The sequence below is a fragment of the Streptomyces sp. NPDC020379 genome, from assembly GCF_044387105.1.
In the GTDB taxonomy this organism is placed as follows: domain Bacteria; phylum Actinomycetota; class Actinomycetes; order Streptomycetales; family Streptomycetaceae; genus Streptomyces.
Window position 1 is genome coordinate 87,914 of record NZ_JBIRVR010000021.1, and the last position, 17,750, is coordinate 105,663.

Annotated in this window: 18 protein-coding genes; 10 read left to right on the plus strand and 8 right to left on the minus strand. The window is 70.5% G+C overall.

The window, feature by feature from the left end:
• Positions 1–55 precede the first annotated feature (55 nt).
• On the minus strand, positions 56–1,426 hold the full coding sequence (locus ACH427_RS24895) for a helix-turn-helix domain-containing protein (protein WP_398872654.1): 1,371 nt from the start codon (positions 1,424–1,426) through the stop codon (positions 56–58).
• 202 nt (positions 1,427–1,628) lie between these two features.
• Between ACH427_RS24895 and ACH427_RS24900 the strand changes: the two genes are divergently transcribed.
• From ACH427_RS24900 to ACH427_RS24910, 3 genes are read left to right on the plus strand one after another with little or no spacing between them, the layout of a single operon-like run.
• Entirely contained in the window at positions 1,629–2,630 is a 1,002-nt protein-coding gene (locus ACH427_RS24900; RefSeq protein WP_398872656.1) for a Gfo/Idh/MocA family protein, read from the plus strand.
• Positions 2,627–3,880, plus strand: a complete 1,254-nt coding sequence (locus ACH427_RS24905; protein ID WP_398872658.1) for a DegT/DnrJ/EryC1/StrS family aminotransferase — start codon at positions 2,627–2,629, stop codon at positions 3,878–3,880. The genes ACH427_RS24900 and ACH427_RS24905 overlap by 4 nt, the downstream gene beginning before the upstream one ends.
• On the plus strand, positions 3,877–4,335 hold the full coding sequence (locus tag ACH427_RS24910; protein ID WP_398872660.1) for an NUDIX hydrolase: 459 nt from the start codon (positions 3,877–3,879) through the stop codon (positions 4,333–4,335). The genes ACH427_RS24905 and ACH427_RS24910 overlap by 4 nt, the downstream gene beginning before the upstream one ends.
• Positions 4,336–4,762: 427 nt before the next feature.
• Here ACH427_RS24910 and ACH427_RS24915 read toward each other — a convergent pair whose 3' ends face one another.
• Positions 4,763–5,140 (minus strand): hypothetical protein, encoded by a 378-nt coding sequence (locus ACH427_RS24915; RefSeq protein ID WP_398872662.1) that lies wholly within the window; start codon positions 5,138–5,140, stop codon positions 4,763–4,765.
• Between the two features lie 289 nt (positions 5,141–5,429).
• On the opposite strand from ACH427_RS24915, the gene ACH427_RS24920 reads away from it, so the two are divergent.
• Positions 5,430–5,933: a GNAT family N-acetyltransferase gene (locus ACH427_RS24920; protein ID WP_398872664.1), complete on the plus strand. Its 504-nt coding sequence runs from the start codon at positions 5,430–5,432 to the stop codon at positions 5,931–5,933.
• Between the two features lie 136 nt (positions 5,934–6,069).
• Here the strand turns inward: ACH427_RS24920 and ACH427_RS24925 are convergent, their stop codons facing one another.
• Together ACH427_RS24925 and ACH427_RS24930 are read right to left on the minus strand one after the other, a co-directional pair.
• Positions 6,070–6,351 (minus strand): DUF397 domain-containing protein, encoded by a 282-nt coding sequence (locus ACH427_RS24925; protein WP_398872666.1) that lies wholly within the window; start codon positions 6,349–6,351, stop codon positions 6,070–6,072.
• Positions 6,321–7,184 (minus strand): Scr1 family TA system antitoxin-like transcriptional regulator, encoded by an 864-nt coding sequence (locus ACH427_RS24930; protein WP_398872668.1) that lies wholly within the window; start codon positions 7,182–7,184, stop codon positions 6,321–6,323. The genes ACH427_RS24925 and ACH427_RS24930 overlap by 31 nt, the downstream gene beginning before the upstream one ends.
• A gap of 174 nt (positions 7,185–7,358) precedes the next feature.
• Between ACH427_RS24930 and ACH427_RS24935 the strand changes: the two genes are divergently transcribed.
• Together ACH427_RS24935 and ACH427_RS24940 are read left to right on the plus strand one after the other, a co-directional pair.
• Positions 7,359–7,760: a DUF6415 family natural product biosynthesis protein gene (locus ACH427_RS24935; RefSeq protein WP_398872670.1), complete on the plus strand. Its 402-nt coding sequence runs from the start codon at positions 7,359–7,361 to the stop codon at positions 7,758–7,760.
• The gene (locus ACH427_RS24940) at positions 7,754–7,957 is read left to right on the plus strand and encodes a hypothetical protein (RefSeq protein WP_398872672.1); all 204 of its coding nucleotides are present in this window, start codon (positions 7,754–7,756) and stop codon (positions 7,955–7,957) included. The genes ACH427_RS24935 and ACH427_RS24940 overlap by 7 nt, the downstream gene beginning before the upstream one ends.
• 117 nt (positions 7,958–8,074) lie before the next feature.
• On the opposite strand, the gene ACH427_RS24945 is transcribed toward ACH427_RS24940, so the two are convergent.
• The 4 genes from ACH427_RS24945 to ACH427_RS24960 all read right to left on the minus strand — a co-directional run bounded on the left by ACH427_RS24945 (position 8,075) and on the right by ACH427_RS24960 (position 12,461).
• Complete coding sequence (locus ACH427_RS24945; protein WP_398872674.1) at positions 8,075–8,764, minus strand: hypothetical protein; 690 nt, start codon at positions 8,762–8,764, stop codon at positions 8,075–8,077.
• Positions 8,765–9,168: 404 nt separating this feature from the next.
• Positions 9,169–9,873, minus strand: coding sequence for a gamma-glutamyl-gamma-aminobutyrate hydrolase family protein (locus ACH427_RS24950; RefSeq protein ID WP_398872676.1), 705 nt, complete (start codon positions 9,871–9,873; stop codon positions 9,169–9,171).
• A gap of 26 nt (positions 9,874–9,899) precedes the next feature.
• Complete coding sequence (gene eat, locus ACH427_RS24955) at positions 9,900–11,351, minus strand: ethanolamine permease (RefSeq protein WP_398872678.1); 1,452 nt, start codon at positions 11,349–11,351, stop codon at positions 9,900–9,902.
• A 408-nt stretch (positions 11,352–11,759) separates the two neighbouring features.
• The gene (locus tag ACH427_RS24960; RefSeq protein WP_398872680.1) at positions 11,760–12,461 is read right to left on the minus strand and encodes a FadR/GntR family transcriptional regulator; all 702 of its coding nucleotides are present in this window, start codon (positions 12,459–12,461) and stop codon (positions 11,760–11,762) included.
• A gap of 74 nt (positions 12,462–12,535) precedes the next feature.
• On the opposite strand from ACH427_RS24960, the gene ACH427_RS24965 reads away from it, so the two are divergent.
• The 4 genes from ACH427_RS24965 (at position 12,536) to ACH427_RS24980 (ending at position 17,410) form a co-directional block, all read left to right on the plus strand.
• Positions 12,536–13,903 (plus strand): glutamine synthetase family protein, encoded by a 1,368-nt coding sequence (locus tag ACH427_RS24965; protein WP_398872682.1) that lies wholly within the window; start codon positions 12,536–12,538, stop codon positions 13,901–13,903.
• A gap of 10 nt (positions 13,904–13,913) precedes the next feature.
• Positions 13,914–15,275: an aldehyde dehydrogenase family protein gene (locus ACH427_RS24970; RefSeq protein WP_398872683.1), complete on the plus strand. Its 1,362-nt coding sequence runs from the start codon at positions 13,914–13,916 to the stop codon at positions 15,273–15,275.
• Positions 15,272–16,057 (plus strand): 3-oxoacyl-ACP reductase, encoded by a 786-nt coding sequence (locus tag ACH427_RS24975; protein WP_398872685.1) that lies wholly within the window; start codon positions 15,272–15,274, stop codon positions 16,055–16,057. The genes ACH427_RS24970 and ACH427_RS24975 overlap by 4 nt, the downstream gene beginning before the upstream one ends.
• 78 nt (positions 16,058–16,135) lie before the next feature.
• Positions 16,136–17,410, plus strand: a complete 1,275-nt coding sequence (locus tag ACH427_RS24980; protein ID WP_398872687.1) for a haloacid dehalogenase-like hydrolase — start codon at positions 16,136–16,138, stop codon at positions 17,408–17,410.
• Positions 17,411–17,750: the final 340 nt, after the last annotated feature.

The window sequence follows — 17,750 nt, forward strand, 5'->3', positions numbered from 1 at the left end:
CCGTCCACGGGTCGGTTCTCGTCCTCAGGACTTCGAAGTCGCGATGAGGTCGCGCTCAGGTGAGGACGCCGACGCGCGCGGCGAGGCCGCGGAGTTCGGTGGTGGTCCGCCCGGAGAGCAGCAGTCCGGAGACGAGGGACTTCACCGCAGGCCGGGCATGGGTCTCCTCGGGTGCGTGGTGTTCGGCGGCCAGCAGCGCGCGGATGCACTCGTCCCGGCGGTCCCACCGGCCGAACGCCGCCGCGATGTCGGTGTAGTAGCGGGCGCGGCGTTCGATGCTGGGCAGGTTCTGCGGTGCCACGTGCCGGGCTGCGGCGAGTGCGGTGGAGGGGTCGCCGGCTGAGTTCTCGGCGGAGATCCGGTGGAGCTGGACGGTGGTGGGGCTGAAGCCGCCGCCGTGGTCGCGCAGCAGCACGGCGGTGCCGAGTTCCCCGGCGATGGCGGCGGCCTCGTCGGTCAGCTCCCGCATCCCGGCGGTGTCACCGGCGCGGGCGGCGGTGTAGGCGGCGGACTGGATCAGCAGGCCGCGCTCGGCCGCGAGGGACGGACCGCCGTTACGGAGACCGGGGTGGTCGGCGGCCGTCAGAGCGATGGACATCGCTTGTTCGTGCCAGCCGGCTTTACGGGCCAGGACGGCGAGTTGGCGGGCGGACTCGGCGATCAGGAGCGGTTCGTCAGCAGCCTCGGCGCTCTGGCGTGCGCGGTCGGCGGCCATCCAGCCGAGCTGTTGCTCGTCGAGCTTGATCAGCATGCGGGTGGCCAGCAGATAGCTCTGGGCCAGCAGCCCCAAGTCGTCGCCGCGTGCGTGGCCGGCCTGGATGAGGCGGGGCAGGCGTACGGCGAGGCTGCCGTAGCGGCACGTGTGGAAGTCGGCGAAGGCGCGCGCGAGGTCGCCGTTCAGGGCTGCGGCCGAGGGGACGCTGACGTCGCTGTGCAGGCCGAGCATCGCGTCGCGGACGCGGCCGATGAGCACGTCGCCGAGTGCGGCTTCGTCCACCGTCGTCCTGCGGCCCGGCAGGACGGGGGCGCCGGCTGCCGCGGCGGCCGTGACCGCGAGGTTCGCCAGCAACCGCCTGCGCCGCACGGGATCCTCACCGTCCTTATGAGCCGTTCCCGTCAGCCTAGGGCCGGGGAGGCGGGGGTAGCCGGTGGTTGGGCCGATCGCGTGCCCATGTCGAACGTCTGGCGCAGGAGTCAGGCCGACTGCCTGGGGAGGGATGCCGAGCGCGTCGGCGAAGCGCCGCAGCACGGTGACGTCCGTCAGAGGGGAGACACCTCGCTCGTAGCGGGAGACCTGGGCCGCCGAGTACCCGGTCAGCTTCCCGAGCTGGGCGAGGGTCAGGCGCTGCTCCATGCGGGTGCGGCGGACCAGCTCGCCGGGGACCATGTTCGCCGCGGACACCGCCCGTGCTCTGACCGCATCCATACCGTCCCCGCTCGTGGCCGAGAGGCGCGCCGCCCCACACCGTAACGGTGCCCGCCCGGCCGGGACAGGGACTTTGCACCGGATGCAAACGGCCTTGCGGGCCGTGACAACGCCGCTGCCGCTGCCGATGCGGTCGCGGTGTTCTCGGAGCGAGAGCGGCTCGGACAGCGGGGCGCTCGGCGCATCTGAAGGGGGACGTGAGATGAACGTACGCAAGAGGGTCGCCATGGTTGGTCTGGGTGGTCAGGCCACCAGCGACCACTTGCCCGGCCTGGCCCAGTGTCGGCTCGCCGAGCTCGCCGGTGTCTGCGACGTGGACGCCGACCGGGTCGCAGCTGTATCGGAGGCGCATCGGATTCCGGGCTTCACCGAAGTCGAACGGCTGCTCAAGGAAGTGCGACCGGACTTCGTCATCGTAGCGGTGCCGCACCACGCGGGGCGGCAGATCATCGCCTCGTGCGCGGAGGCGGGGGTGCACGTGATGAAGGAGAAGCCGTTCGCCATCGACCCGCACGAGGCCGACGAACTGGCCGCGCTGTGCGTGAAGTCGGGGATCGAGCTGATGGTCACCGTCCAGCGCCGCTTTCACCCCGTCTACCCGGCCGCGCTCGGCCTGCTGGAACAGATCGGCGCCCCCTACCTGGTGGAAGGCCGGTACACCTTCCATTGCCCCGACCCGACGGCCGGGTGGCGCGGCCGCGCGCAGCTCGCAGGCGGCGGGTGCCTGGCCGACATGGGCTACCACCTCATCGACCTGTTGATCTGGTACTTGGGTCTTCCCGACCGCGTACTGGCCGATACCTCTGCCGCCGCCGCGCCAGGGGCCGAGTACGACGCGGAGGACACCGCGCTCGTGCATCTCGCCTACGACTCCGGGCTGTACGGCTCGCTGCTGGTCTCCCGCTCCGCCGGGCCGAAGTCCGAACGCCTGGCCATCACCGGCCCCCACGGCACGCTCGTCGTCGAGCGCGGCATGGTGCGCCTCCTGGATCCGACCGGACAAGTCGTCGAGTCGCTGGTGCGCGAGCCGGCCTGGCCGTGCCCGCCCGCAGGGCTGATCGACCGCTTCTGCCGCGTGCTCGACGGCACCGCCCTCAACCCGTCGGGCCCGGCCGAGCACCTGCCGCACGTCACGCTCCTGGCCGCCGCCTACGTCTCCGACGCCACCAACCGCCCTGCGAACCCGAAGGAGTTCCTGGCATGAGCGACTCCCTGCTCGCCCTCCTCGGCGGCGCACCGGCCGTGCCCGTCCCGGGTCCGCACTTCGTGTGGCCGCCGATCACAGAGGCCGACCGTCAGGCTGTGGCCCGCCAGTTGGAGACAGCCGTGTCGATCCCCGACCGCTCCGGTGTCATCGCCGACCTGGAAGACGCGCTCGCTTCGTACCTCGGCGTCCGGCACGTCGTGACCACCTGCACAGGAACGGCTGCGCTGCATTCGATGTACGCCGCAGCAGGCATCGGGCCCGGCGACGAGGTCATCGTCCCAGCGCTCACCTTCCACGCCACCGCCACCCCGCTCTTCCATCTTGGTGCCCATCCCGTGCTCGCCGATGTCGACGACCGCGGCCAGCTGGACTTGGAGGATGCCGCCCGGCGGCTGACCAGCCGCACGAAGGCAGTGGTGGCAGTGCACCTTTGGGGGCAGCCGGAGGACATGGACGCGCTTGTGTCCTTCGCCCATGAGCATGGGCTGATGCTGCTGGAAGACGGCTCCCATGCCCACGGCGCCACCTGGAACCGTCAGATGGTCGGCACCTTCGGCACCGCCTCGGCGTTCAGCCTCAACGGGCCCAAGCCGTTGTCCGCCGGCGAGGGCGGCTTCGTCGCTACCGACGACACCGAGCTGTACTACCGGGTGTTGCTGCACGGCCAGTACAACAAGCGGTGCCGCCGCGAGATCCCCGCGGCCCACCCGCTCGCGCGCTACGCGGTCACGGGCATGGGACTGAAGCTGCGCATCCACCCCTTGGCCGCCGCGCTCACCCGCACTCAGCTCACTCGTCTGGAGGACCGCCTGGCTGGGCGGCGGGAGGTCGCGGCGCGGATGAGCGCGGTGCTGGACGGTGTGCCCGGCATCCGCGTCCCCGAGGTGTCGGCCGCGGCGCGGCCGTCGTGGTACGCGCTGCCGCTGCGATACGAGTCGGCTGAACTGGGCGGGCTGCCGCTTGTACGCTTCCTCGATGCCCTCCGCGCCGAGCGCGCCGTGGAAGCCGACCAGCCGGGCTCGACCTGCCCGCTGCACACCCATCCGCTGTTCCAGGTCCCCGGGGACCTGCTGCCTGGCTACGCTGACAGGCAGAGCCTGCCCGTCGGCAGCTTCCCGGCGGCGGACCACATACACGCCACGACGCTGAAGCTGCCGGTGTGGCACCACGAGGACGACGTCCACCTGGCCGACGCCTACACCACCGCCATCGCCAAGGTCGCCATCCACGCGAAGGACTTGCTGTGATCCTCTCGACCGTCACCCCTTACCTTCTCGACGACCTCGCCCGCACCGCCGCACACGACAGCATCGAGAAGATGGTCATCGGCGCCGTCATCGCCGGCCCGGACGGTCACGTGCTGCTGTTGCACCGGCCAGCTGACGACTACCTCGGAGGACTGTGGGAGCTTCCCTCCGGTGGGGTCGAGGACGGCGAGACGCTCGTAGAGGCCCTGAGGCGCGAGGTGGCCGAGGAGACCGGCCTGACCGTGACCGAGGTCGGCAACTACCTGGGGCACTTCGACTACCGGTCCGGCTCGGGCCGCCGCACCCGGCAGTTCAACTTCACCGTCACTGTCGCCGGGCATGCGGTGCGGCTCAGTGAGCACGACGCCCATCTGTGGGCCGACTCCGAACAGCAGGGGCAGGTCTCCAGGGCCGTCCAGGCAGTCCTGGGCACTTGGCGGCAGACAGCGGCCTGACCACCGCGTCCGACCGAGACCCGACCGCAGCGCCCCCGGGCGGCTGTGGTCGGGACCCAGTGCGGTCCAGCCCCGCCCGCGCGAGCCTCGGCGACATGCCGCCGTTACGTGGATGCGTCGTCCTGCTCCGGGTCGAGCGGGGCCAGGGCCGCAGCGGTTCCCGCTGGGACACGCGGTCTCTGGAGGCAAGGGTGCCGCCGGGCCTACGCCGGAGGCGCCGGTTCCTGGCTGCTTAGCCGTCAGGAAGCCGTGAGAGAGCCTTCGGGGTTGAGCGCGGGCAGCGCTGGCGCGACAGTGACCAACACGCTGGTTCCACCCGGGCTCCGCATCCGTAGGAGAGACGCATGGCCGAGCAACCTCCCGCGCGGTATTCGCCCGCAGGAACGCCCCTGGGGCGCACTGCGGACAACATCAGGTTCAGCACCAGCTACTCCACCGAGACCCCGTACGCCCGCAAGCTGTGGTGGCGCATCAGGGGCGTGTTCCGTCGGCCGGTGAAGAGCAACAGGTGGGGCCACTGAGCGTGCGGGCACCGGGAACGCTTCGCGGGGAGGGCCCACTTGCGCCCGGAGAAGCTCGTCGGCTCCGGTGGCGCAGGCGTGGCCGGGGCTGCGGCCGGGCAAGACAGCGCGACGGGCCGGTGGGCAGGCGGCCGGGCCGCCAGGATCGCGAACGTCACCAGGCCGAGAGCGAGATGACCGCCGACGGTCGCGGCCACGAGGCCCGCGGCTCCGACGGCGAGGAAGACGCCGGGGACGGATCGCCTGGCCGCGCTACCGGTCGTCTGCTGGGCCCTCACTGGCATGAAACAACTCCTCAACCCTGATCTCGAAGAACTTGCCCAGGGCGAAGTCGAGCGGCAGTGACGGCGTGTACCGCTCTGTCTCGACAGGGGAGGTGGGTGCGCATCCCCGACCCTGCCCCGTCACGGCAGCCGTGCCGTGACCGCATGACGACCAGCGCGGGGTCGTCCCGCCCGCACAGGTGGATCTCGCTCACCTGGCGGACGAGGGGGAGGGGTGCGCCAGCGCGGGCGAGTGGCGTGTGAGCGCTCCAGCCGTAGTTCGCGGTGATCCGTGGGGCAAAGTGGGGGCATGACTACGTACGAGACGATGCCGTTCCACCTGGAGACCGAGCGACTGATACTGCGGCCGTGGGCCGAGTCGGACGCCGCCGAGTTCTGCGCCCTCCTCGCCGAACGCGGCAAGGGAACCCCCACGGTTGAGCACATCCGGACGTCCATCGCGGAGCTGCTCACCGCGACGTCGGCCACGGGGATCGCCCTGTTGCCCATCCAGCGCCGTGACGAAGGCGACTTCATCGGCTACTGCGGGCTGATCATCGGCCGTTCCACCCTGGAGGAACCTGAAATCGCCTATGAGCTGTTCCAGCGCGCGCATGGGCATGGCTACGCCACCGAGGCGGCCGGCGCGGTGCTTGATGCCGCTGTCGCGACAGGGCGGAAACGGCTCTGGTCGACCGTCGGTGCGTGGAACACACCGTCGCTCCGTGTCCTTGAGAAGCTCGGGTTCGAGCGGGATCGCGTTTCCATGGAGGACAACGGTGAAGTGGTCTGGCTCACACGCGCGTTGCCGTGACGCGAGAGCACGGCCCCGGCGCTCCATGCCCGAGTGCGCTCCGGTATGGACGAGCCAGGCGGAGACCTACGGTGATCAACGGCGGCCGCGCCCATGCGCTCGGCGTACCGCAGGGATCATGGGCCGTCAGCCCTGCCTACACCACGCTCTGGAGGTCGGTAGCGCTCGCGATGGCGGTGATGAAGGTGGACCAGGCGGCGGTGGGCGGGGTTATGACGGGGCCGTCTGGGTTCTTGCTGTCGCGTATGGGGACGATGTCGGGGAATTGGTGGGTGGCGACTTCGACGCAGTCGCTGTCATTGAGACCGCTGTAGGTGCTCTTGCGCCACACAGCGACCTCGACGCAGGCGTTTTCGTTGAGGCTGTAGCTGCTCTTGCGCCACGCTGCTATGGGCAGGTCGGGTCGGCTGGTGCACACGGATACTTCTCCTCAATTGCTTTGCGAATCACTGCGATTGACTCATTCTGAGGCAGGGCTTCATGCCAAATGTGGTCGTACAAGGCTGAGTATTGGGCAGCATCCGCCGCATTGGTGATGTAGATGCCCTGAGTCAGACCCGTCCGATAGACGACCCTGCGGCCGCCCCTGAAGATCATGATCTGAGTCAGGCCGAAATCGGGGGTCAGCACGCTGGCGGTGAACGGACTCAGCCTCAGTTCAACGTTGGTTCGGGTCATCCTGTCGAGCATGTAGAGAAGCTGGCCCCGCATGAGCTTGGCATCTCCGATGGGGCAGTCCAGAGCAGACTCGGCGATGAGCGCTCTGAACAGTGGCGGGTCGGAGCGGTCGAGAAGGGCGCGCCTGCGCTGCCGGTAGGCGACCTTCTCGTCGAGGTTTCCGCCGTAGTAGGCCATGCCTGCCTGGAGGATCGCCCTGGTGTACTCATCGTTTTGCAGCAGAGCAGGCAGATGATTGGCCAAGTGGTGGATTTCGATGGCCTTCGACTCGTGGGCGAAGTATTTCTCGACCCATCTGGCCGAGGGGTCGTCGTTGAGTTGATCCCATGCTTCAAACAAGGTGCCGTCTGCTTCAAGGGCTCGGTCCAGTGCTTCTGCGACCTCTCGGACCGGAAGGACGTGGCCGTTCTCGAACTTTGAGATGGCGGTGTTGGAAAGCCTGATGGCCTGGCCGAGATCGGCCTGGGACCAGCCCTTGGCCTCCCGCAGGGAGCGGATCACCACTCCGAGCTGCGCGATGTGAGACCGCGACGGATCGAGCCGCGTAGGCGCGGGCATACGTGCAACCCCCATTTGAATCTCCGCAGAGGCAAGCCCTCAATCGGCCTGAGCATAGGCGGCCCGGCGGATACTTGGAACCGGAACCGAGAGCCCAACTCCCGGTGTTTGACGCTGTGTTCGAATCTCCAGCGTTGTGATGCCCGCCCTGCGCCACCGCACACGTACGTTCCCGAGGAGCGCCCCGCCATGCCCGTTTGCCCCGGCACCGCCGTCACCCCCGTAGGACGCCCCGACTCACACCACCCCGACGGCGACGACCTCATCCGGTCAGTGATCCGCACGATCCTCGGCGCCCCCAGTCACATCTCCCCGCCCGTCGGCAGCGTCTCGTCCTCCACCGTCATCCTCCGCGCGTACATCAAGGAGACGGCCGTAGCCGTACAGGCCGCCGCCGGAGCCCTGCCCGCGAGCGACCCGCGTCGAGAGCCCGCCGAGCGGAGCGCGGCGGAAGCGCTGCACCGGGTCAACGCGCTCGGGCCCGGCAGCGGGCTGCGGTCCGCCTTCGATCACGCCCGGGGGCTGGCCCTGGCGGCGCAGGAACTTCGCGATCAGCGGGAGCTGCTGCGGGACGGGGGGCAGCCGTGCTGAACCCCCTCATCTCCCTGCCGCATTCGAGCGGGCCGCGCAATATCCCACCGGAGCGTCGCTGCGGGGAGTGCCGCCGCCTGGAGGGCGAAGGGCGGCGTGCCCTGCTCGGCGATGATCTCGACGCGCTGAAGGCCGTCAACGAGAGGCGAGTCGTCCACTACACCGAGGCTCACGCGGTGCGGGCGTTGGTGCGCTGAAATGTCCGGCAAGGCAAGGCGTCTGTCCGCGCGGCGTGGGCCCCAGCGACGGCATGGGCCCTCTCCTCCGGTGGGAAGTGGAGAGGGCCCGAAAGACGGGTCGTTCAGCAGGAGTTACTAAGCGAGCCCTCTGTACCTCACGGTCCTGCCCGGGGCCAGCTCGCGGGCGATGCGTTCGGTCAGTTCCTCACCGCGGCGGTACAGCTCCATGCGGCGGGCATCGTCCTTTTCCTTGTCACGCTCCCGCACATACAGCTCCATGTTCGCGTCGAAGTCCGCCGACCACTTGTGCAAGTCGTCGACCAGGTCGTCGGAGAGCCCGAGCGCGGCAGCCGGATCGTCCGGTCCGAAATCGCCGAACCCCTCGGCTCTGAGCGGACCCCACTTGTACTCGCCCTCGACGGTCACGTGAAGGGGATGCGGTGGATTGCCGTGTGCGTCGAGGGTCCAGTGCAGGCGTTGACATCCCCAGCACACGAACTTCGCCGAGCCGTGCCGCTCGTCCCAGTAGCGCACGACCCACCCGGGTCCCAGGTGCTTAGCCAGCGCCTGGGCGAGTTCCAGCCCCTTCTTGACGTGCTTGCGCAGCGGAGGCCGGGAGGCAAAACCTTCCGGCGGGCGGGCCGTGGACCAGGCGACCAGGCCGTGAGCCAGGCCCTCGGGAAGACCCAGGTCGGGATCGTCGACCGGAACACCGCTGGTGAAATTGTCGGGGTTCGTGCAGGATTCCGCATCCGATGTATACAGGGGAGACCGGTCTCCTCGGGCGCGCACGAGGAGATGACGGGGTTCGTCCTGGTGGCTCATGCGAGGTTCGCTCCTCCAATGGCCTGCTCTTCTGGCCTGCTCTTCGATGGGCCTGGCGCATTCTGGCAGCAGGGGAATCGCTGGGTTACGCCCGCGGCCTGCCTTACTTGTCCTGGACAAGTTTGAACCATGACGTGGGCTGCCCTCCGGTCGCCTCGGATGTGACCCCCTATCAGCCTTGCCGCATCCACATCCCGCTCGAAGAACTCACTGAGCTTCGGCGCGCGTTCCCGCCTGTGCCGGGCTCGTTCCCGACCCCGCAGCTTCCCGCCCGCGTCCGATGTGCGGCTGTGCCGTGTGGGGCAAGCCCCTGACACCCGGGGCGGCTTCGCCGCTCGTCCTCAACGTTTCCCTGCGGTATCCGGGGGAGCTCCCGTCGCGGGCGGCGGACGGTTCCTCCGCCGTCAGGTGCGGGCCGCCTCCACCAGCGCCCTCGCCAGCCGCAAGTCCGGCCGTACCTCCGGGTGCCACTGGACGCCCAGGGCGAACGCCGCGCCCTCGTACTCCAGCGCCTCCACCGTGCCGTCCTCCGCGTACGCCGTCGGCGTCAGGCCCTCGCCCAGCCGGTCGACGCTCTGGTGATGGTGGGTCGCCACGTCGCACGGATCGGGCATCAGGCTGCCGAGCCTGCTCGACAGGACGGGCTTGACGAGGTGGTCGCTGAAGACGCCCACCACGGGGTTGTGGCCCTCGTGGCCGACCACGTCCGGGGTGTGCTGATCGAGCGTGCCCCCGGCCTGGACGTTCATCAGCTGCATGCCCCGGCAGATGCCGAGCAGCGGCAGGCGCTGCCGCAACGCGGCGTTGAGCAGGGCCAGTTCCCAGCGGTCGCGCTCCGGTACGGGCGTGCCCGCGCGGGGGTGCGGCTCCTGTCCGTACAGCGCGGGGTCGAGGTCGTCGCCGCCCGCGAGGACCAGGCCGTCCAGGCGCCGGACCGCCGCGGCGGCGGTCGCGGGGTCGCCGGGCGGCAGCAGGACGGCCAGGGCGCCGGCGTGCTGGAAGTATGCGACGTATGTGGTCGGCAGCACGGCCGCCTGCGTGTCCCAGGCGGCACCCCAACGGGCGCGTGCGTGATAGGTGCTGATGCCGATCAACGGCTGCGTGTCCATGTGTTCACGATCCTTTCGACGTGGGGTCAATCTCGGGCGAGCTCCGCCTCCGCCGCGGCGAGCGCCGCGAACTCCTCCTCCGGCGCGCCCGCGACCAGGCGGTGCCTGCTGTAGAGGGCGAAGTACGCGGCGGCGACCGCGTACACACCCAGCGCGATCAGCGCGGCCGCCGTGTCCACGAGGAACGTCGCCACCAGGGCCGCGCAGGCGAGCACGAAGGCCACCGCCGAGGTCACCACGCCGCCCGGCGTGCGGTACGGCCGCTCCAGCCCCGGCTCGCGGCGGCGCAGGACGACGTGGGAGAGGGACATCAGGGCGTAGGAGATGGTGGCGCCGAACACCGCGACGTTGAGCATGCGCGCCCCGTCGCCGGTCGCCGCCGCCAGCGTGAAGCCGAGCGCGCCGGGGACCAGGAGGCCGAGGTAGGGGGCCTTGCGGCGGCTGGTGAGGGAGAGGAGGCGGGGGAGGTAGCCGGCCCGGGAGAGCGCGAAGAGCTGCCGCGAGCCCGCGTAGATGAGGGAGAAGAACGAGGCCACCAGGCCCGCGAGCCCGGCGTAGTTGACGATCCGGCCGAGCGCGGTCGCGTGCCCGTCGCTCTGGAGGGCCGCGACCAGCGGATTGCCCGCGTCCTTCATGGCGTCGGCGCCGCCCGCGCCGGTCGCGGCGAGGAACGTGCCGAGGGCCAGGACCAGCAGGATGCCCATGGACGTGGCCATCGCCTTCGGCAGCGAGCGCGCCGGGTCCTTGGTCTCCTCGGCCGCCAGCGGCACACCCTCGACGCCGAGGAAGAACCACATGCCGAACGGGAACGACGCCCAGATCCCCAGCACCCCGAACGGCAGCCAGGACGAGGCCCCGAACGCGCCGTGGTCCACGGGGATGTCGTGCAGCCGCCCCGCGTCGAAGTCCGTGAACGCCCCCACCGCGAAGATCAGCAGCGCGGCGACCGCTATCCCCGTCACCACGAAGCTGAACTTCAGCGCCTCGCCCACGCCGTAGAGGTGGATGCCGATGAAGACGACGAAGCAGGCCAGATAGACGGGCCAGGAGGAGGTGAGCCCGAAGAGGCGCAGCGATTCGACGTAGTCGCCGATGAAGACGGAGATCGCGGCCGGTGCGAGGACGTATTCGATGAGGATCGCCGTGCCCGTGAGGAAGCCGCCCCAGGGACCGAGCGCGCGGCGCGCGAAGCCGTAGCCGCCGCCGGCGGTGGGGAGGACGGAGGCGAGCTCGGCCAGGGCGAAGACCATGCAGGTGTACATGAGCCCCATGAGGGCGGCGGCGACGGCGAGTCCGCCGAAGCCGCCGTGGGCGAGGCCGAAGTTCCAGCCGGAGTAGTCGCCGGAGACGACGTAGGCGACGCCTAGTCCTGTGAGGAGGAGGGGGCCTGCGGTGCCTCTGCGCAGGGTGCGCTTTTCCAGGTAGGTGCTGTGGGGGGCGGTGGTGGGTGGGGCGGGTGTCTCGGTGCGGTCTGGCATGTGCCGCGCTCCTGGCCCTGGGGGGTAAAGGTTTTGGGCCATACCTTTGCTGGCGCGTGGGGCGGATGGCAACCCTCTTGCGTAAAAGGGGGGTTACGGGTGGGGGTGCGGTGCGCCTGCGGCGGGCTTTTTCCCCAGCCCCGCCCCTTCCCGAAACTGGGGCGCGTGCCCCAGGCCCCCGGCTGCGGGTTTCGTTGCCGCCTGCGGCGGGAGCGCCCTGCGGGCGCGTCCTCAAACGCCGGACGGGCTGGATTGTGCGGACCGTAGCCAGCACATTCAGCCCGTCCGGCGTTTGAGGACAACGCGGCGAAGCCGCGTTGCTGGGGGTCTGGGGGCTTGCCCCCAGTTTCGGGAAGGGGCGGGGCTGGGGAAAAAGCCCGCCGCAGGCGCGAACCGGGCCGCGTCCTCCTACGACAAGAACCCCCGCAACAACGCCGCCGTCCCGCAGCAATGCTCCCGCATCACCTCACGAGCCGCATCCGCCTCACCCGCGAGTACCGCCTCCACCAGCGCCGCATGCTGAAGCTGCGAATGTTCGAGGTTGCGGACCAGCAGGGGAATCCGGTCGAGCAGGCCGTTCACCGTCGCCCGCACCGCCGCGTACTGCGCGGCCAGCGTGGGGGATCCCGACAGCTCCGTCAGGGTCAGGTGGAAGAGCGTGTCCAGGCGGCGGTAATCGGTCAGCGGGGCGTCGTGCGTGGCGGCCAGGGCCGTTCGCAGGCGGGTGGACTGGGTCTCGTCCAGGCCGTGCGTCGCGCACAGGCCCGCCGCGCCCACCTCCAGCACCTCGCGGAAGCGCAGCGTGTCCTCGACATCGACCTCCACCTGGGGCAGGGTTGCCGTGCGGGCGTGGACGAACGTCCCTCCGTACCGGCCGCGCCGGCTCTCCACCAGCCCCTGCTCCTGAAGCACCTTCAGCACCTCGCGCAGGGTGACCCGGCTGATCCGCAGCCGTTCGGCCAGTTCGCGCTCGGAGGGCAGGCGTTCGCCCTCCGGCACCAGTCCCAGGCGGACGATCTGGAGTATCTGCTCCAGCGCCTCCTCGAAGCCGTTGCCCGCGCGGACCGGTCGCAGCACCGGCGCCAGCCGGTCCGCCGAACTCCCGTCCATCGAGCCCCCTTCCCAATCAATGGTCTACGGGCCTACCTTAAGACCTCCCGGTCGGACCGACAGGAGGCAACACCGTGGCAGACCGCACGCCCCCGCTCGCCGTCGAGGAGCTGCGCAGGCTCGTGGACGCCGGGGAGATCGACACCGTCGTCCTCGCCTTCACCGACATGCAGGGAAGGCTCCAGGGCAAGCGGTTCGCCGCCCCGTACTTCCTCGACCAGGTCCTCGACCACGGCACCGAGGGCTGCAACTACCTCCTCGCCGTGGACGTCGACCTCAACACCGTGCCCGGCTACGCCATGTCGTCGTGGGAGCGCGGCTACGGCGACTTCGCCATGCACGCCGACACCGCCACCCTGCGCCGCGCCCCCTGGCACCCCGGCACCGCGCTGGTCACCGCCGACCTCGCCTGGCACGACGGCTCGCCCGTCCTCGCCTCCCCGCGGCAGATCCTGCGCGGCCAGCTCGACCGGCTCGCCGAGCACGGCTGGAGCGCGTACGCGGGCACCGAGCTGGAGTTCATGGTCTTCAAGGACACCTACGAGGAGGCGTGGGGCCGCGCCTACCGCGGGATGACCCCCGCCAATCAGTACAACGGCGACTACTCCGTCCTCGGCACCGGCCGCGTCGAGCCGCTGCTGCGCCGCATCCGCAACGAGATGGCCGGCGCCGGGCTCACCGTCGAGTCCGCCAAGGGCGAGTGCAATCTCGGCCAGCACGAGATCGTGTTCGTCTACGACGAGGCGCTCACCACCTGCGACCAGCACTCCGTCTACAAGACGGGCGCCAAGGAGATCGCCGCCCAGGAGGGCATGGCGCTCACCTTCATGGCCAAGTACGACGAGCGCGAGGGCAATTCCTGCCACATCCACCTCTCGCTGCGCGACGAGGCCGGACGGCCCGTGCTCGCCGATGCCGACGGCCCGTACGGCATGTCGAAGACGATGCGGCACTTCCTCGCCGGACAGCTCGCCGCGCTGCGGGACTTCACCCTGCTCTACGCGCCGAACATCAACTCCTACAAGCGCTTCCGCCCCGGCTCCTTCGCCCCCACCGCCGTCGCCTGGGGACCGGACAACCGCACCTGCGCCCTGCGCGTCGTCGGCCACGGCCCCTCGCACCGCTTCGAGAACCGTCTGCCCGGCGGCGATGTGAACCCCTACCTCGCCGTCGCGGGCATGGTCGCCGCCGGCCTCCACGGCGTCGAGCAGGAGCTGGAACTGCCCGACGCCTGTACGGGCAACGCCTACGCGGCGGACGCCGCCCACGTGCCGACGACGCTGCGCGAAGCGGCGGACCTGTGGGAGGCGAGCCCCATAGCGCGGGCGGCCTTCGGCGACGAGGTCGTCGAGCACTACCTCCACATGGCACGCGTCGAGCAGACGGCGTACGACACGGCCGTCACGGACTGGGAGCGGTTCCGTTCCTTCGAGCGCATGTAAGGACATCGCGTTGCACGAGATCATCAACCCCGCGACCGAAGAGATCGTCGCCACCGTCCCCGCCGCCACACCGCGGGACGTCGACGCCGCCGTCCAGCGGGCCGCGCGGGCGCAGGCCGGCTGGGCGGCCCTCGCCCCCGGCGACCGCGCCCGCCACCTGCGCCGCTTCGCCGCCGCGGTCGACTCCCACCTGGAGGAGCTGGCGCAGCTGGAGGTCCGCGAGGCCGGGCACCCCATCGGCAACGCCCGCTGGGAAGCGGGCAACGCCCGCGACCTGCTCGACTACGCCGCCTCCGGCGTCGAGCGCCTCAACGGCAGCCAGATCCCCGTCGCCGGGGGTCTGAACGTCACCTTCCACGAGCCGCTCGGCGTCGTCGCCGTGATCGCCCCGTGGAACTTCCCGATGCCCATCGCCGCCTGGGGCCTCGCCCCCGCGCTCGCGGCGGGCAACGCCGTACTCCTCAAGCCCGCCGAGACCACCCCGCTCACCGCCCTGCGGCTGGCCGGACTCGCCCTGGAATCGGGCCTGCCCGAGGGCCTCTTCCAGGTGCTCCCCGGCGACGGGCCCGTCGCGGGCAACGCCCTGGTCGAGCACCCCGGCGTCGCCAAGGTCGTCTTCACCGGCTCCACCGCCGTCGGCAAGCAGATCATGGCCAAGTGTGCCGCCGGTGTGAAGCGCGTGACCCTCGAACTCGGCGGCAAGAGCCCCAACATCGTCTTCGCCGACGCCGACATCGAGCGGGCCGCCGCGGCCGCCCCCGGCTCCTTCCTCGACAACACCGGCCAGGACTGCTGCGCCCGCAGCCGCGTCCTCGTCCAGCGGAACGTCTACGACCGCTTCATGGAGCTGCTGGAGCCCGCGGTGCGCGCCTTCACCGTGGGCGACCCGACGGACCCGGCCACGCGGATGGGCCCGCTGATCTCCGCCGTGCACCGGGAGCGTGTACGGGCCTACGTCCGCGAGGACGCCCCGGCCGCCATCCGCGGCGAGGCCCCCGCGGGCAAGGGCTTCTGGTATCCGGCCACCGTGCTGGAGTCCGCGCCGGAGGACCGGCTCGCCGCGGAGGAGATCTTCGGGCCCGTCGCCGTCGTCATCCCCTTCGAGGACGAGGCCGACGCCGTACGGATCGCCAACGCCACCGACTACGGCCTCTCCGGGTCGATCTGGACGCGCGACGTCGGCCGGGCGATCCGCGTCTCCCGCGCCGTCGCGGCGGGCAACCTCTCCGTCAACTCCCACAGCAGCGTGCGCTACTGGACCCCCTTCGGGGGCTTCAAGCAGTCCGGCCTGGGCCGTGAGCTCGGCCCCGGCGCCCTCACGGCGTTCACCGAGACCAAGAACGTGTTCATCAGCACCGAGGAGACCAAGTGACCGACCAGAACCCCGTCTGCCGCCGCCTCGTCGGACGCACGGCCGTGATCACCGGAGCCGGCAGCGGCATCGGTCTCGCCACCGCCCGGCGGCTCGCCTCCGAGGGCGCCTACGTCGTCTGCGCGGACATCTCCGAGGACGCGGGCAAGGCCGCCGCCAAGGAGGTCGGCGGGCTCTTCGCGCAGGTCGACGTCACCGACCAGGAGCAGGTGGAGGCGCTGTTCAAGACCGCGTACGACACCTACGGCTCGGTCGACATCGCCTTCAACAACGCCGGGATCTCCCCGCCCGACGACGACTCCATCCTCACCACCGGCCTCGACGCCTGGAAGCGCGTCCAGGAGGTCAACCTCACCTCCGTCTACCTCTGCTGCAAGGCCGCGCTGCCCTATATGCAGCGGCAGGGCAAGGGCTCCATCATCAACACCGCCTCCTTCGTCGCCGTGATGGGCGCCGCCACCTCGCAGATCAGCTACACCGCCTCCAAGGGCGGCGTGCTGTCCATGTCCCGCGAGCTGGGCGTGCAGTTCGCCCGCGAGGGCATCCGCGTCAACGCCCTCTGCCCGGGGCCGGTGAACACCCCGCTGCTGAAGGAGCTCTTCGCCAAGGACCCGGAGCGCGCCGCGCGCCGGCTGGTGCACGTGCCCGTGGGCCGGTTCGCCGAGCCCGAGGAGATCGCCGCCGCCGTCGCCTTCCTCGCCAGCGACGACTCCTCCTTCGTGAACGCCGCCGAGTTCCTCGTGGACGGTGGCATCGCGGGGGCTTATGTAACGCCGCTGTAAGGTCCATGATCGAACGACGGGACCGGCCGCCGTGCCGGTCCCGTCGCATGTCCTGCCCCCACGTACGTAAGAGAACGCATGCGCAAGAAGCCCGCCATCGTCGTCGGCCTCCTGGCCGCCGCGGCCCTCGCCTCCTCGGTGCCCGCCCAGGCAGCGCCCGCCCACGCGGCCCGCCCCGCCGCGAAGTGCCCCCAGCTCTCCACGAAGCTCACGTGGTTCGGTGACAACCGCGCCAAGCTCCAGAAGATGATCGACGAACGGGGCACCTGCTCCGGCAAGGGCGGCCCCCGCCCCGTCGCCGCCTTCGACTGGGACAACACCGTCGTCAAGAACGACATCACCGACGCCACGCTCGCCTGGGCCCTGAACCACGACAAGATCCTGCGGCCCAAGAGCTGGCGCGACACCTCCGCCTGGCTGACCCCGGCCGCCGACCGCGCCCTGACCAAGGCGTGCGGCACCGCCGTGCCCGCCGGCCGCCCGCTGCCCACCTCGAAGAACACCGCCTGCGCCGACGAGATCTTCGAGATCCGCGAGAAGTCGCAGACCATGGCCGGCGAGGCCGCCTTCGCGGGCGAGTGGAACCACCGCCGCACCGTGCCCGCCTACGCCTGGATACCCCAGCTCTTCGCCGGCCGGACGCCCGCCACCCTCACCTCGTACGCCAAGCAGGCGCGCGCCGAGCAGCTCGCCGCGCCCATCGGCCGCAAGCAGACCGTGGGCACGCACAGCATCGCCGGCTACATCCGCTACTACGACCAGCAGAAGGACCTGATCCGCACGCTCAAGGCCGCGGGCTTCGACGTCTACATCGTCTCCGCCTCCTCCGAGCCGATCGCCGAGGCGTGGTCGGGCGGCGTCGGTCTCGACCGCAAGCACACCATCGGCATCCGCAACATCCTCGACCGCCACGGCCGTCTCACCACCGGCATCAAGGGCTGCGGCGGCGTCGCGGACGGCCCCGGCGGGGCCCTGCCGTACATGGACGGCAAGCGCTGCATGATCAACCAGGAGATCTTCAAGATCAAGGGCGCGGCCGCCTGGAAGCAGCAGGACCCGGCGCACCGCATCGCCCTCGGCGCGGGTGACGCCGACACCGATGTGACCTTCGTGAACGACGCCACCGGCGCCCACGTCGCGATCAACCGCAACAAGGCCGAGCTGATGTGCCGCGCCTTCGACGACGCGGACGGCCGCTGGGTCGCCAACCCGATGTTCATCGACCCGATGCCGCGCAAGTCGGGCACGTACCCGTGCGCCACGGTGGGCGCGACGAACGAGGACGGCAGCCATGCGCCTGTGCGGCGGGCGGACGGGTCGGTCATCCCGGATCAGCTGGATCTGGCTTCCTAGGTCCCGTTGTCTGTGCCTTGCGGTGGAGTGCCCTTCGGGTGTGTCCTCAAGCGCCGGACGGGCTGGGTGTGTTGGGGGTGGTCGACCATCCGCGGCGTATCCGGGTCCGTCCGGCGGGGGCTGATTTCGTTGTCCTTGGCGCTGTGAGGCCCTTGTGCTGTTCGCGGACGGGTCGGTCATCCCGGATCAGCTGGACCTGGCTTCCTAGGTCCCGTTGTCTGTGCCTTGCGGCGGGTCGCCCTCCGGGTGTGTCCTCAAGCGCCGGACGGGCTGGGTGTGTTGGGGGTGGTCGACCATCCGCGGCGTATCCGGGTCCGTCCGGCGGGGGCTGATTTCGTTG

Excerpts from the sequence above, each read along its gene's own strand:
- ACH427_RS24915 (WP_398872662.1), bottom strand. The coding sequence starts at position 5,140 with ATGCCAGTGAGGGCCCAGCAGACGACCGGTAGCGCGGCCAGGCGATCC.
- ACH427_RS24945 (WP_398872674.1), bottom strand. The coding sequence starts at position 8,764 with ATGAGCCACCAGGACGAACCCCGTCATCTCCTCGTGCGCGCCCGAGGA.
- ACH427_RS24900 (WP_398872656.1), top strand. The coding sequence starts at position 1,629 with ATGAACGTACGCAAGAGGGTCGCCATGGTTGGTCTGGGTGGTCAGGCC.
- ACH427_RS24960 (WP_398872680.1), bottom strand. The coding sequence starts at position 12,461 with ATGGACGGGAGTTCGGCGGACCGGCTGGCGCCGGTGCTGCGACCGGTC.
- ACH427_RS24905 (WP_398872658.1), top strand. The coding sequence starts at position 2,627 with ATGAGCGACTCCCTGCTCGCCCTCCTCGGCGGCGCACCGGCCGTGCCC.
- ACH427_RS24935 (WP_398872670.1), top strand. The coding sequence starts at position 7,359 with ATGCCCGTTTGCCCCGGCACCGCCGTCACCCCCGTAGGACGCCCCGAC.
- ACH427_RS24950 (WP_398872676.1), bottom strand. The coding sequence starts at position 9,873 with ATGGACACGCAGCCGTTGATCGGCATCAGCACCTATCACGCACGCGCC.
- ACH427_RS24920 (WP_398872664.1), top strand. The coding sequence starts at position 5,430 with ATGACTACGTACGAGACGATGCCGTTCCACCTGGAGACCGAGCGACTG.
- ACH427_RS24930 (WP_398872668.1), bottom strand. The coding sequence starts at position 7,184 with ATGGGGGTTGCACGTATGCCCGCGCCTACGCGGCTCGATCCGTCGCGG.
- ACH427_RS24895 (WP_398872654.1), bottom strand. The coding sequence starts at position 1,426 with ATGGATGCGGTCAGAGCACGGGCGGTGTCCGCGGCGAACATGGTCCCC.
- ACH427_RS24980 (WP_398872687.1), top strand. The coding sequence starts at position 16,136 with ATGCGCAAGAAGCCCGCCATCGTCGTCGGCCTCCTGGCCGCCGCGGCC.
- eat (WP_398872678.1), bottom strand. The coding sequence starts at position 11,351 with ATGCCAGACCGCACCGAGACACCCGCCCCACCCACCACCGCCCCCCAC.